The sequence below is a fragment of the Tropicibacter naphthalenivorans genome, assembly GCF_900176475.1.
GTDB lineage: Bacteria > Pseudomonadota > Alphaproteobacteria > Rhodobacterales > Rhodobacteraceae > Tropicibacter > Tropicibacter naphthalenivorans.
This window is the reverse complement of sequence record NZ_FWXX01000005.1, coordinates 249162-261868: the sequence shown is the minus strand read 5'-3', so window position 1 is coordinate 261868 and position 12707 is coordinate 249162. Positions and strand designations below refer to the sequence as shown.

Annotated in this window: 12 protein-coding genes; 6 read left to right on the top strand and 6 right to left on the bottom strand. The window is 63.8% G+C overall.

Going from position 1 to position 12707, the window contains the following annotated elements:
• Positions 1-40 precede the first annotated feature (40 nt).
• The 5 genes from B9A11_RS12900 to B9A11_RS12880 form a co-directional block, all read right to left on the bottom strand.
• Complete coding sequence (locus tag B9A11_RS12900) at positions 41-1498, bottom strand: TRAP transporter large permease (protein WP_058248449.1); 1458 nt, start codon at positions 1496-1498, stop codon at positions 41-43.
• A gap of 4 nt (positions 1499-1502) precedes the next feature.
• Positions 1503-2189, bottom strand: coding sequence for a TRAP transporter small permease (locus B9A11_RS12895; RefSeq protein ID WP_058248448.1), 687 nt, complete (start codon positions 2187-2189; stop codon positions 1503-1505).
• Between the two features lie 167 nt (positions 2190-2356).
• Entirely contained in the window at positions 2357-3361 is a 1005-nt protein-coding gene (locus tag B9A11_RS12890) for a DctP family TRAP transporter solute-binding subunit (protein WP_058248447.1), read from the bottom strand.
• 268 nt (positions 3362-3629) lie between these two features.
• Positions 3630-4862 (bottom strand): sigma-54-dependent transcriptional regulator, encoded by a 1233-nt coding sequence (locus B9A11_RS12885; RefSeq protein WP_058248446.1) that lies wholly within the window; start codon positions 4860-4862, stop codon positions 3630-3632.
• A gap of 78 nt (positions 4863-4940) precedes the next feature.
• Positions 4941-6680, bottom strand: a complete 1740-nt coding sequence (locus B9A11_RS12880; RefSeq protein ID WP_058248445.1) for a sensor histidine kinase — start codon at positions 6678-6680, stop codon at positions 4941-4943.
• A 55-nt stretch (positions 6681-6735) separates the two neighbouring features.
• On the opposite strand from B9A11_RS12880, the gene B9A11_RS12875 reads away from it, so the two are divergent.
• Positions 6736-7908 (top strand): cytochrome P450, encoded by a 1173-nt coding sequence (locus tag B9A11_RS12875; RefSeq protein WP_058248444.1) that lies wholly within the window; start codon positions 6736-6738, stop codon positions 7906-7908.
• 45 nt (positions 7909-7953) lie between these two features.
• Here the strand turns inward: B9A11_RS12875 and B9A11_RS12870 are convergent, their stop codons facing one another.
• Positions 7954-8409: an Lrp/AsnC family transcriptional regulator gene (locus B9A11_RS12870; RefSeq protein ID WP_058248512.1), complete on the bottom strand. Its 456-nt coding sequence runs from the start codon at positions 8407-8409 to the stop codon at positions 7954-7956.
• 148 nt (positions 8410-8557) lie between these two features.
• Here B9A11_RS12870 and cobA point away from each other — a divergent pair, with 148 nt between their 5' ends.
• From cobA to B9A11_RS12845, 5 genes are all read left to right on the top strand, one after another.
• A complete protein-coding gene (cobA, locus tag B9A11_RS12865) occupies positions 8558-9370 on the top strand; it encodes a uroporphyrinogen-III C-methyltransferase (protein ID WP_234988830.1) in 813 nt (270 codons plus the stop codon).
• On the top strand, positions 9370-9669 hold the full coding sequence (locus B9A11_RS12860; protein ID WP_058248443.1) for a DUF2849 domain-containing protein: 300 nt from the start codon (positions 9370-9372) through the stop codon (positions 9667-9669). The genes cobA and B9A11_RS12860 overlap by 1 nt, the downstream gene beginning before the upstream one ends.
• A gap of 68 nt (positions 9670-9737) precedes the next feature.
• A complete protein-coding gene (locus tag B9A11_RS12855; RefSeq protein WP_058248442.1) occupies positions 9738-11411 on the top strand; it encodes a nitrite/sulfite reductase in 1674 nt (557 codons plus the stop codon).
• A gap of 4 nt (positions 11412-11415) precedes the next feature.
• Positions 11416-12198 carry a phosphoadenylyl-sulfate reductase gene (locus tag B9A11_RS12850; protein ID WP_058248441.1) on the top strand — a complete coding sequence of 261 codons (783 nt, stop codon included), beginning with the start codon at positions 11416-11418 and terminating at the stop codon, positions 12196-12198.
• Positions 12199-12232: 34 nt separating this feature from the next.
• Entirely contained in the window at positions 12233-12613 is a 381-nt protein-coding gene (locus tag B9A11_RS12845) for a DUF934 domain-containing protein (protein ID WP_058248440.1), read from the top strand.
• Positions 12614-12707 lie beyond the last annotated feature (94 nt).

Here is a 12707-nt window from a genome sequence, read left to right as displayed (position 1 = left end):
CGCCTCGCAGCGCCCCCTTTTTGGTCTATTCAGCTTTGTTTTATTCCGCACTAAAGCCGCGCGCCTGACAGAAGGCTTTTTCCAGCGGTTCCACCGGCATGACGCCTTCGCAGCGGATTTGCGGGCCCATCACCTTGTCTGGCACCAGCGTCGAGATCTTGGGGATGTAGGTCACCATGATCAGGAAGACGAACAGCACCGCGAGGAAGGGCAGCGCCGCGCGCACAACCCGCATCATGGGCATCCCGGCGACACCGGAGGTGACGAAGAGGTTGAGGCCCACGGGCGGCGTGATCATGCCGATCTCCATGTTCACCACCATGATGATGCCCAGATGGATCGGGTCGATCCCCAGTTGCAGCGCGATCGGGAAGACCAGCGGCGCGACGATCACCAGAAGGCCCGAGGGCTCCATGAACTGGCCACCGATCAACAGGATGACGTTGACGATGATCAGGAAGGTGATCGGCCCAAAGCCAGCATCCAGCATTGCCCCGGCGATATGCTGCGGGATTTGCTCATCGGTCAGAACGTGCTTGAGGATCAGCGCGTTGGCGATGATGAACATCAGTGTGATGGTCAGCTTGCCCGCTTCGAACAGGGTCTTGCGCGTGTCGCGGTGGAAGAAGGCCGTCACCAGCGCGATGGGCTTGTCCAGCAGGGTCAGCTTGCGGCCGTCCCGGTCGACGTTCAGCGGGCCCATGTCGCGGTAGATGAAGGTCGCCACGAAGAACGCGTAGATAGAGGCGACGGCGGCGGCTTCGGTCGGGGTGAACACCGCAGGGAAGACGCCCGGCAGACCGTAGATCCCGAACATGATGATCGCGATCAGCATCAGGCCCCAGAAGGCGTCTGCGAAGCTTTCAAGGATTTCGCCCCAGCCCAGCCATTCGCCCGCGGGCATGTTCTTGATCCGGGCCATGATGTAGATGGTGATCATCAGCATGGCGCCCGCCATCAGGCCGGGGATGACCCCTGCAAGGAACATGCGACCCACGGAGACGTCGGTGGCCGACGCATAGACCACCATCACGATGGACGGCGGGATCAGGATGCCCAGCGTGCCTGCGTTGGCGATGACCCCTGCGGCAAAGTCCTTGGAGTAGCCGACCTGGCGCATGGCGGCGATGACGATCGAGCCGATGGCCACCACGGTCGCCGGCGAAGAGCCCGACAGCGCCGCAAAGATCATGCAGGCAAAGACGCCCGCGATGGCAAGGCCGCCGCGCATGTGGCCGACACAGGCGATTGAAAAGCGGATGATCCGCTTGGCCACACCGCCGGTCGACATGAACGACGAGGCGAGGATGAAGAAGGGGATCGCCAGCAGCGTATAGTGGCCTGCCATGGCTTGGAAAAAGCTTTGGGCGACTGAGGCCAGCGAGGCATCGGACAGCACCAACAGGAAGATGATCGAGGAAAAACCAAGGCTGATCGCAATCGGCACACCGATCAGCATCAGGCCAATGATCATGACAAAGAGAAGTACGACGTCCATGTCCTTAGTCTTCCTTGTTGAGATGGGCGACGTCGGCGACGTCGTCTTCGGCTTCGTGGCTGACGATCAGGCTCTCGGCCTGGCCGGTCCAGATGCGGATGGCGGCCTGAACGGTGCGGAAAAACAGCAGGGCCGCACCAAAGGGCAGCATCGCGTAGGGGATGAAGCGCGGCATTTTCTCGTAGGCGTCGCCGTAGTTGATCCACGGCTCGATGAACCGCAGGATGTCGGGCATGTGGATGTCGTTGACCTCGTACCACGAGCGATAAGAGGTGCGCTTCATCTCTTCGAAGCCCGTGGGGAACCAGCGACCGGTGGTCTGCGGCAGATTGGCGAAGTTGGCCCAGTAATCCCACGCGCCCTTGAGCAACAAAAAGGCGTAGGCCACGCAAACGGCGGCGGCAATGAGGCTCATGACACGGCGCGCGGTGGGCGGCACGATGTTGAGCACCGCGTCCACCCCAAGGTTCGCCGTCTGCTTGACCGCGTAGCTGACCCCAAAGAGCACCAGCCAGGCAAAGAGGAACAAGGTCGCCTCGAGCCCCCAGATGAGGCCCGTGTTGAACACGTAGCGAAGTACGACGTTGGCAAAGGTGATGATGGTCATCGCGCCGAGGATCAGGGCGATAAAGGTTTCTTCCAGCTCGTTGACAAAGGTGCCGAGCAGGGAGTCAGACGGTTTGGATGACATGTCCCCCTCCTGTATTTCAGGAAAAACGGTATCGCGCCGGGCCTGCGCTCTCGGCGGCGGATGGCAAAAGTTTTCGAAAACTTTTGCAAAATTCTTGCAAGAATTTTGCGGTGCGCGTGACGGATGCGCGCGGCCCGGCCCCCGTGTCGGGGACCGGGCGCTGAGGTTTAGTGCTGGGCGTTGATCGCCTGAGCGGCGTCGATGTTGTCCTGACCGACGTCACCGACGAACTGCTCCCACACCGGCTTCATGGCTTCGACCCAAGCGGCGCGGGCGGTGTCGTCCAGCTCGCGCACGGTGCCGCCAGCGGCGATCACGGCCGCTTTGGCTTCCTGGTTCACTTTGAAGGATTCAGAGTTCCGGGTTTCGGTCACTTCGCTGATGATGGTCGCCAGTTGGTCGCGCACGTCGGCGTCGAGGCTTTCCCACCAGTCCACGTTGGTCACCAGCATGTAGTCGATGATGCCGTGGTTGGTTTCGGTGATGCCGTCCTGCACTTCAAAGAACTTCTGGCCGTAGATGTTGGACCAGGTGTTTTCCTGACCGTCCACAACGCCGGTTTGCAGCGCGCCGTACACTTCGGAGAAGGCCATCGGCTGGGGCGAGCCACCCAGGGCCGCCATCTGCGCCTTGAGCACTTCGGAGTTCTGCACGCGGAACTTCAGGCCATTGGCGTCGGTCGGCAGGTTCAGCGCCTTGTTCGCCGACATCTGCTTCATGCCGTTGTGCCAGAACGCCAGGCCCAGCAGGCCGCGGCGGGTCATGGATTCCTTCATCGCCTGACCGGTCTCAGAGTTCTGGAAGGCGTCAACCGCGTCGATGTTCTTGAACATGAACGGCAGGTCGAAAATGCGGAACTGCTTGGTGAAGGCTTCGAATTTCGACAGCGAGGGCGCGGCCATCTGCACGTCGCCGTTCAGCATCGCTTCGAGCACCTGGTCGTCGTTGTACAGGGTCGAGTTCGGGAAGACTTCCATGCAAGCCTTGCCGTTCATCTCTTCGTTCACGCGCTCTTGCAGCAGGCTGGCCGCGATCCCCTTGGGGTGGCGGTCGGTGTTGGTCACGTGGCTCAGCTTGATGACGATCTCGCCGTCGTCACAGGCGGCCATTGCGCCGGTTGCACCGGACATGACAGCGGCGGCCGCCACAGCGGACAAAAGAAACTTTTTCATGGGTATCCTCCCGAGAATACAAAGTTGCGTCGGGGCCTCTCCCTTGGGCCCGATGGCGTAACGAAACCGTGACGGCGACGTGGGATCAAGCATTTGGCGGAAAATTTATGCTATCAAAGAATTTCCCAGCCTTTCCAAGGCTCTGCACGCGCAAATGCCTTGACATCCCGCCACGGGGCGCAGCCCTTGTGCGAAAACCCGCACGGCTGTTAGCGGGCTTTGTGCGGAAATCCGCACATATTCCATTTCACAGAATCCCCTGCCCGCCTCACCCTTCGCGGCGGAACGCCTCGGGCTTGAGCCCGTATTTGCTCAGCTTGTCGTAAAAGGTTTTGCGCGGCAGTTTCAGCGCCTTGGCCGCCTCGGCCGCCTTGCCATTGTGCAGCCCCAGCGCCGCCGCCAGCAAGGACCGCTCCACCTGCGCCATCTGCTCGGCCAGCCCCAGCCCCTGCCCCTTGGACAGCTCTTCGGGCATCCCAAGCACAAACCGCATGGCCGCCGACATCAAGGACCGCGCATTGCCCGGCCAGTCCTGCGCCATGAGTCCCGCCAGATGGTCCGGCGTGATTTCCGGCGGGGTGATCCCGGCCTGCTCGGCGGCCTGCGCCACGTAATGCCGGAACAGGACGGGGATGTCCTCTGGGCGCTCGGCGAGCGAAGGAATGCGCATCTCGCAAACCTCCAGCCGGTAATAGAGCTCTGCGGAAAAGCGCCCCTCGGCCACCGCCCCCGTCAGATCCGAGGTGCTGCCGCCGATCAGCACCGCCCCGCCCCGGTCGAGCGCATCGATCAAGGCCACCTGCGTGTCCACCGGCAAGGCGCCGATGTCATCAAGGAACACGGTCCCGCCTTCGCAGGCCTCCCAGACGCGGGCCAATTCGTCGCGCCCAAGGCCCGCCGCCGCGCGTTTCTCGAACGGGGCCTTGGCGCGGGCGCTGCTCAGGTGAATGACCTCGGCGACCTTGGACACCCCACTGCCCGGCGCGCCGTTCACCAGCACTTCGGTCCCCATCTGCGCCGCCGCCCGTACCCGCGCGCGCAAAGCCTCGGCCTTGGCCGAATGGCCAAACAGCATCCGCGCCGCCGGATCGCCCGTCTCCAGCTGCGCCTTGAGCGCGCGGTTCTCCAGCACATGCCCGCGCGTTTTCAGCGCCCGCTCAATCACCGCGATCAAATCCGCCGCCGAGCAGGGTTTCTCAAGGAATCCAAAAGCCCCTTCGGTCATCGCGCGCACCGCCATGGGAATATCGCCCTCGCCGGTCAACAAGATCACCGGCAGGTCGGCATCCTGCCCCAAGGCGTAATGTAGCAGGTGAAACCCATCGCGCCCCGGCATCCGAATGTCCGAGACGATGACCCCCTCAAAGTCTGGCCCGATCTGATCCTTGGCCTCGACAAAAGACCCGGCGGTGATCGCGTCGAACTCGGCCAGCTCAAGCGTCTGCCCCAGCGCCTCGCGCACCGCCTGATCGTCATCCACCAGCAGAACCAAGCGTTTCATATCATTCGTCCTTTTGTGCGCCAGCGGCGGGGTCGGTGGGTGGGCGCATTCGGCACCGCCGAACAGTCCCACACGCCGTCACGCCGCAGCCTCCTGCCGCCATGGGTCCAACTCGACAGTGAAACAGGCCCCGCCCTCGGGCGCGTTCACCCCGCGAATGTCACCGCCGAAACTCTGCACCAAGCCATAGGAAATCGACAGCCCAAGGCCCATGCCATCGCCCACCTCCTTGGTGGAGTAAAACGGCTCGAACACCCGCTCGGGGTCGGCAATCCCCGGCCCGGTGTCGCGCACCGTCACCCGCAGGCGCGCGCCCTCTTCCAGCGCAATCGTAATCGCCCGCCGCGCCTGCCCCGCCATGGCGTCGGCGGCGTTGTTGATCAGGTTCACGAACACCTGCCCCAGCCGCACCTCACCGCCCACGGCATAGACCGACCCCTCTGGCCGATCCCACTGCAACGCCACGCCGTCCCCGCGCAAGCGCGCCTCGGTCAGCTCCACCGCCGTGTCGATCACATGCGTCAGGTCGACCTTGCCCATAGGCTCGCTTTCGTTGCGCGCAAAGGCCCGCAAGTTCTTGATGATCCGCGCCGCCCGCGTCGCCAGCGAGGCAATCCGCCCAAGGTTCTCCGCCGCCTTTTCAGGCTTGCCGCGCTGTAAAAACGCCGCGCCATTCTCGGCGTATTGGCCAATTGCCATCAGCGGCTGGTTCAGCTCGTGGCTGATCCCCGCCGACATCTGCCCCAGGGCACTCAGCTTGCCCGCCTGTACCAGATCGGCCTGCGCGCGCCGCAGCGCCGCCTCGGCCTCTTCGCGCTCGGACACTTCGCGCCGCAGGGCCACGTTGGCGCTCTCCAGATCACGGGTGCGCGCCTTGACCCGCGCCTCCAGCGTGACATTCGCCTGCGCCAAGGCCCGCCGCCGCTCGGTCGCAAGGAACAAAAGCGAGCCAAAGAACAGGCACAGCGCCATGACGATCGCCGCCTGCAAGCCCGCCACCCGCTGCGCCGGGGCCGCATCGACCAAGGCTTCGCCGCGCATTCCGATCACCGGCAAGGGCTGCTCTAGATGAAGGGCGGTCTGCGGCACATACTGGCTGATCCTTTGATGCCAGATCTCATGCCCGGCGACATCGGCGCGGCGCAGCGCGATCACCTCGCCACCCGGCCCGGTCAGACCGTCGTCCTCCTGCCGCCAGAACAGCAACTCCGAGCGGTTGGTGACAAACACCTCTCCGCCCTCATCGCGGAACAACACCGCCGGCCGAGAGCCGCGCCAATCCCGCTCCAGCGTGTCCACATCCACCATGATGACCAGAACGCCCTGCACCTGCCCATCCGCGTCAAAGGACGGGGTCGCATAGAAAAACGCCCGCTTTTCAAAGCGTTCACTGACCCCGTGCGACACCCCCAAAGCGCCATCCAAGGCCCGCCGGAACCACGGCTGCTCAGGCAGCGCCTCGGGCACCTCCGGCAAGGCCGAGGCCAAGACCTCCCCGCGCGCATCGGCGTAAAACGCGGTCAGCGCCCCGGTCCGGTCCGCCGAGGCCAGCAATAGACGCTCCGCCTCTGCGCGCCCACCGCCCCGGTGCAACGCTTCCAACGCCGGATGATCGGCCAGCAAAACCGCCACCGACCGATAGCGCATCAGCCCCGTCACCAAACGGTCCGAGGCCAAGGCCAAATCCGATTGCCCCCGCGCCGACACCTGCTCCAGCGCCTGCGCATAGCCATAGCGCCAGACCGACCAGCCTAAGCCCGCCACTAGGGCGAGGAACAGCACGATCCACGGCGCCCGCTTATGTCGCATGTCTCTCATGCCCTCTACCTAGCCCCCTCTTGCCCCCAATGCCAAGACAGGCCAGCTTGGCCCCATGCAACGCCTGTCCCAATCGCCCACCGATCCCGCCTTTGTCCAGAACCCCTACCCGTTCTACGACCGCCTGCGCGCCGCCGGAGACCTGACATGGTGGGAGGACTACGCCCTGCCCTGCGCCACGTCGCACCGAGCCGTGCACGCCCTGCTACGCGACAAACGCTTTGGCCGCGAAATCCCCACCGAACAAGCGCCCGACATCCCAGAGCACCTCGCGCCTTTCTATAAAATCGAGGCGCACTCGATGCTCGAACTCGAACCGCCCCGGCACACCCGCCTGCGCAGTCTGGTGCTTCGGGCCTTTACCACGCGCCGCATCCAGACCCTCGGTCCAGAAATCGCGCAGCTGTCACATAATCTGATCGACGCCTTCCCAAAAGGCGAGGTCGACCTGCTGCCAGCCTTTTGCCAACCGATCCCGGTAATCGTGATCTGCCGCCTGCTGGGCGTGCCCGAAAGCATGGCCGATCAACTGCTTAGGTGGTCCGCCGCCATGGTCGCCATGTACCAGGCCCGCCGCGACCGCACCATCGAGGACGCCGCCGCGACAGCCGCCACCGAGTTTGCCGACTTCCTGCGCGGCTACATCGACCAGCGCCGCAGCCAGCCCGCCGAAGACCTCATCACCCAGCTGATCGCCGCCGAAGAGGATGGCGCGCGCCTGTCCACCGATGAGCTGATCACCACCTGCATCCTGCTGCTCAACGCCGGGCACGAAGCCACCGTCCACACCATGGGCAACGGCATCAAAACCCTGCTGGACACGCAAACGCCCATCACGCCAGACACCACCGAGGCCACCACCGAAGAGATCCTGCGCTTTGACCCGCCGCTGCACATGTTCACCCGCTACGCCTATGAAAACGTGGACATTTTCGGCCACAGCTTCAAACGCGGCGACCAAGTCGCCCTGCTGCTCGGTGCCGCCAACCGCGACCCGGACCTCTGGCCAAACCCAAACAGCTTCGACCCGACCCGGCAGACCAAACAAAACACCAGCTTCGGCGGCGGGCTGCACTTCTGCGTCGGCGCGCCACTGGCCCGACTAGAGCTACAAATCGCCCTGCCGATCCTCTTCAACCGCTGCCCAAACCTCGCGTTCACACAGCCGCCAATCTACGCCAACCTCTACCACTTCCACGGGCTAAAACACCTCAAGGTCAAGCTCTAAGCCCTTCTTCTCTTTGAAAATATCCTCGCCGAAGGCATCCCCACCTCACAGCGGCAGAGCCACAGTCGCCTTGATCTCTTCCATCGAGAGCAGCGCCGTCACATTGTGCACCTTCACCTCGGAAATCAGCGCCTGATAAAACTGGTCATAGGCCCGCGCGTTCTGCACCCGCACCTTGAGGATATAGTCGATATCCCCCGCCAAGCGATGCGCCTCCTGCACCTCGGGGCGCTCGCGCAAGGCCTTGAGGAACTTGGCCTGCCAATCCGCCTCATGCTCGGATGTGCGGATCAAAACGAAAAACGTCGCCTCGAACCCCAGCGCCTCGGCATCCAGCATAACGGTCTGCGCGCCGATCACCCCGGCCTCGCGCATCTTGCGAATCCGGTTCCACACCGGCGTCTTCGAAGACCCCACCGCCTTGGCGATATCATCCAGCGACTGCGCCGCATCGCGTTGCAGCTCAATGAGAATTTTCCGATCCGTGGCGTCGATCTTCATCATTGTTCCTCTTTTTCCGCTTCAGAGGAAAATCCCTCCTCCTGACGCCGCCAGTTAGAACAATCATCCTTATCAACGCAAGCATCTAGCCGAAAACCGGGACAATTTCCTATATTGAGGGCATCAAACCACGCAAAAGGCGATGCCCATGTCCCAGACCTTCTCCCAGAGACTTCTGCGCAAACTGGCATCCGTGGTCTGTCCCGCGCGCCCTGCCGCTACGGTGCAATTCGTCGGCGCAGGCCCCGGCGACGCCGACCTGCTGACGCTCAAAGCCCTGCGCGCGCTCGACGCCGCAGAGGTTGTGATCCATGACCGCCTCGTCGGCGCTGACATCCTGGCGCTTGTGCCGGACACCGCGCAACTGATCAACGTCGGCAAAGCGGGCTTTGGCCCTTCGGCAGCCCAAGAGGACATTAACGCACTGATCGTCCAGCACGCCCTGACCGGCGCGCGCGTCGTGCGGCTCAAGGGTGGCGATCCCACGGTCTTTGGCCGCCTCGACGAGGAACTGGACGCGATCACAGCCGCGGGCCTGACCTACGAAGTCGTCCCCGGCATCACCGCCGCCTCTGCTGCACTGGCAGGCATCGGCCAATCGCTCACCAAGCGGGGCCGCAACAAGGCCGCGCGCGTGATGACCGGCCACGACATGCAAGGCTTTGCCGACCACGACTGGCGCAACCTCGCCCAGCCCGGCGAAGTCGCCGCGATCTACATGGGCAAGAAGGCCGCGCGCTTTGTCCAGGGCCGCCTGCTGATGCACGGCGCAGCCCCCGACACCGCCGTGACCGTGATCGAAAACGCCTCGCGCGCCGATCAGCGCGTCATCGGCACCACGCTGGCCGACCTGCCAAACGACCTGACCCAAGCCGCCCTCAGCGGCCCCGCCCTTCTGCTGTTCGGCCTCGCCCCACGCGACGCCGAGGCCCACACCATTGCTCAACAGGAGGTTTCCTGATGCCCAAAGCTTTCACCCCCAAAGTCATCACCGCCAACGCCCTGATCGAGGGCGACGTGGTCTACCTGACCGCCGATGACCGCTGGTCGCCGCGCCTGACCGAAGCGGAGCTTTTGACCGATGAGGCCCACGCCCAGGTCCGCCTGCTGGACGCGAGCAACCGCCACGCCGAAGTGGTGGGCGTCTACCTCGCGGATATGGACGCCACGCAAGACGGCCCAGAGCCCACGCATTTCCGCGAAGCCTTTCGCCGCAAGGGCCCCTCGAACTACGCCCACGGCAAACAGGCCGACCTCTGAACGACACGTCAAATCTTTTTGAAAAGATTTGCAAATTCCTTTGAAGGAATTTGGAAAGGACGCACCCGATGTACACCTACTCTGACTTTGACGCCGCCTTTGTCGCAGAACGCAACCGCCAGTTCCGCGCGCAGGTAAACCGCCGCATCGACGGCTCTCTGACCGAGGACGAATTCAAGCCGCTGCGCCTGATGAACGGTCTTTACCTGCAACTCCACGCCTACATGCTGCGCGTCGCCATCCCCTATGGCACGCTCTCCAGCCGCCAGATGCACAAGCTGGCCGACATCGCCGACCGTTGGGACAAGGGCTATGGCCACTTCACCACGCGCCAGAACATCCAGTACAACTGGCCGAAACTGACCGACGTGCCGGATATGCTTGACGCGCTGGCCGAGGTGCAGATGCACGCCATCCAGACCTCGGGCAACACCATCCGCAACGTGACCGCCGACCATTTTGCCGGGGCCGCCGCCGATGAAATCGCCGATCCGCGCCCTGTGGCCGAGCTGATCCGCCAGTGGTCCACCGACCACCCCGAGTTCCAGTTCCTGCCGCGCAAGTTCAAGGTCGCCGTCTCGGGCAGCCCTAATGACCGCGCCGTCATCGCCGCCCATGACGTAGGCATTCGCATCGTCCAGCAGGACGGTCAGATCGGCTACGAAGTGCTGGTCGGCGGCGGTCTGGGCCGCACTCCGATGATCGGCAAGACCCTGAACGGCTTTGTCGCCCAGGCCGATCTGCTGCCCTATCTCGAAGCCGTCGTCTCGGTCTGGAACCTACTGGGCCGCCGCGACAACAAGTACAAGGCGCGCATCAAGATCACCGTCCACGAGCACGGCATCGACGAGATCCGCACCCTTGTGGACGCGCGCTTTGCCGAAACCAAGGCAGCCTTCAACGGCGCCGACGTCGCCCTGTACCAGCAGATCGAGCCGCAGTTCGCCGCGCCCGCGTTCAGCACCCGTGACACCGCCGATTTCGACCGCGCCTATGAGGCCGATCCGGTCTTCCGCGCTTGGGCCGACATAAACTTGGCCGAGCACCGCGCGCCGGGCTATGCCATCGCGCAGATCAGCCTCAAGGCCCACGGTCAGACGCCCGGCGATGCCACGTCCGAACAGATGCGCGTGATCGCCGACATCGCCAAGGAGTTCGGCCACGACGAGCTGCGCATCAGCCACGAGCAGAATATCGTTCTGCCCCACGTGCACAAATCCGACCTGCCGCAGATCCACGCGCGCCTCAAATCGCACGGGCTTGCGACTGCGAACATTGGCCTGATCTCGGACATCATCGCCTGCCCCGGCATGGACTATTGTGCGCTGGCCACCGCCCGCTCGATCCCCGTGGCGCAACAGATCGCCACGCGCTTTGACGAGCTCAAGCTGGAAAACGAGATCGGCGACCTCAAGATCAAGATCTCGGGCTGCATCAACGCTTGCGGGCACCACCACGTGGGCCACATCGGCATCCTTGGCCTCGACCGCGCCGGCGTCGAGAACTACCAGATCACGCTGGGCGGCGATCACACGCAGACCGCAGCCATCGGCCAGCGCACCGGCCCGGGCTTTTCTGCCGAAGAGATCATCCCCGCCATCGAGCGCCTTGTTGACGCCTACCTGACGCACCGTACCGGGGCCGAAGAAACCTTCCTCGCCGCCTATCGCCGTCTGGGCATGGATCCGTTCAAAGAGGCGCTCTATGGCGAGACCGCTTCGAAACGTACAAGGGCCGCGTGATGTCATGGGTTTGACGCTAAGCCAAACGCCTCAGAATGAGCCACCCGAGCGGGCCGCGCCCGATCTGGACGCCCTGCGCGCCCGGGTCGAGACGCTGAACGCGCGCTATCGTCACCACGGGGCGACGGCAGTTCTCGAAGGCGCCCTGCGCGACCCCGAGGCGGGCAAAATCGCGATGGTGTCGTCCTTTGGGGCGGAATCCGTGGCGCTGCTGCATCTGGTCGCCATGGTCAATCGCAAGACGCCGGTGCTGTTCATCGACACGCGGCTGCTGTTCCCCGAAACGCTGGAGTACCAGCAAGAGGTGGCCCAGCGGCTGCGGCTGGAAAACCTGCAAGTGCTGCGCACGGATGAGGCAACGTTGGCGCAGCGCGACCCCTATGGCGGGCTGCGTCTGGGCGATCAGGACGCCTGCTGCGCGCTGCGCAAGACCCTGCCGCTGGAGGCTGCACTCGACGGCTATGACGGCTGGATCACCGGGCGCAAGCGCTATCAGGCCAAGACCCGCGCCACGCTGGAGTTCTTTGAACTCGAAGAGGCCACGGGCCGGATCAAGGTCAACCCGCTGGCCCATTGGGGGCCGGAGGACGTGCGCAACTACATGGAAGAGAACCGCCTGCCCAAGCACCCGCTGGTGGCGCAGGGCTATCCTTCGATTGGCTGCGCGCCCTGTACGTCCAAGGTGGCGCCGGGCGAAGACCCGCGCGCCGGCCGCTGGCGCGGCCAACAAAAGGAAGAATGCGGCATCCATTTCGTGGATGGCAGACCCGTAAGAAACAAAGGCTGACCCGCTCAACCCCCGATTTGAAAGGACCGACACCATGTCGATTATCGTGACGGACCAAGGCTTTGGCCCCGAAACTTTTTCTGGCGAGATCCTCGATCTGGCCTCTGACACCGCGCCGGAAACGCTGACCGGGGCAGAGACCGCGGATATGATCCGCATCGACTTCCCCAGCTTTGCCGATGGGCGCGGCTTTACACTGGCGCGGCTGCTGCGGCTGCGCGGCTACAAAGGCCAGCTGCGCGCCCGTGGGCATGTGATTGCCGATCAATACGCCATGGCGCGCCGGTCGGGCTTTGACGAGGTCGAGATCGAAGACGATCTGGCCGCGCGTCAGCCCGAAGACCAATGGCTGGCCCGCGCCGATTGGCAGGCGCACGACTACCAGGCACGTATGCGCGGAACGTCTGCTGCGTGATCATCGCCCTGATTTCAGGCGCGGTCCAAATCTTTTTCAAAAGATTTGCAAATTCCTTGCAAGGAATTTGACCCGCTGCGCCCAGAGGTCACCT

Bases quoted from the DNA above. Each gene is read 5' to 3' on its own strand.
- B9A11_RS12845 (WP_058248440.1), top strand. From the start codon at position 12,233: ATGTCGATTATCGTGACGGACCAAGGCTTTGGCCCCGAAACTTTTTCT.
- B9A11_RS12875 (WP_058248444.1), top strand. From the start codon at position 6,736: ATGCAACGCCTGTCCCAATCGCCCACCGATCCCGCCTTTGTCCAGAAC.
- B9A11_RS12895 (WP_058248448.1), bottom strand. From the start codon at position 2,189: ATGTCATCCAAACCGTCTGACTCCCTGCTCGGCACCTTTGTCAACGAG.
- B9A11_RS12860 (WP_058248443.1), top strand. From the start codon at position 9,370: ATGCCCAAAGCTTTCACCCCCAAAGTCATCACCGCCAACGCCCTGATC.
- B9A11_RS12880 (WP_058248445.1), bottom strand. From the start codon at position 6,680: ATGAGAGACATGCGACATAAGCGGGCGCCGTGGATCGTGCTGTTCCTC.
- cobA (WP_234988830.1), top strand. From the start codon at position 8,558: ATGTCCCAGACCTTCTCCCAGAGACTTCTGCGCAAACTGGCATCCGTG.
- B9A11_RS12900 (WP_058248449.1), bottom strand. From the start codon at position 1,498: ATGGACGTCGTACTTCTCTTTGTCATGATCATTGGCCTGATGCTGATC.
- B9A11_RS12855 (WP_058248442.1), top strand. From the start codon at position 9,738: ATGTACACCTACTCTGACTTTGACGCCGCCTTTGTCGCAGAACGCAAC.
- B9A11_RS12885 (WP_058248446.1), bottom strand. From the start codon at position 4,862: ATGAAACGCTTGGTTCTGCTGGTGGATGACGATCAGGCGGTGCGCGAG.
- B9A11_RS12850 (WP_058248441.1), top strand. From the start codon at position 11,416: ATGGGTTTGACGCTAAGCCAAACGCCTCAGAATGAGCCACCCGAGCGG.
- B9A11_RS12890 (WP_058248447.1), bottom strand. From the start codon at position 3,361: ATGAAAAAGTTTCTTTTGTCCGCTGTGGCGGCCGCCGCTGTCATGTCC.
- B9A11_RS12870 (WP_058248512.1), bottom strand. From the start codon at position 8,409: ATGAAGATCGACGCCACGGATCGGAAAATTCTCATTGAGCTGCAACGC.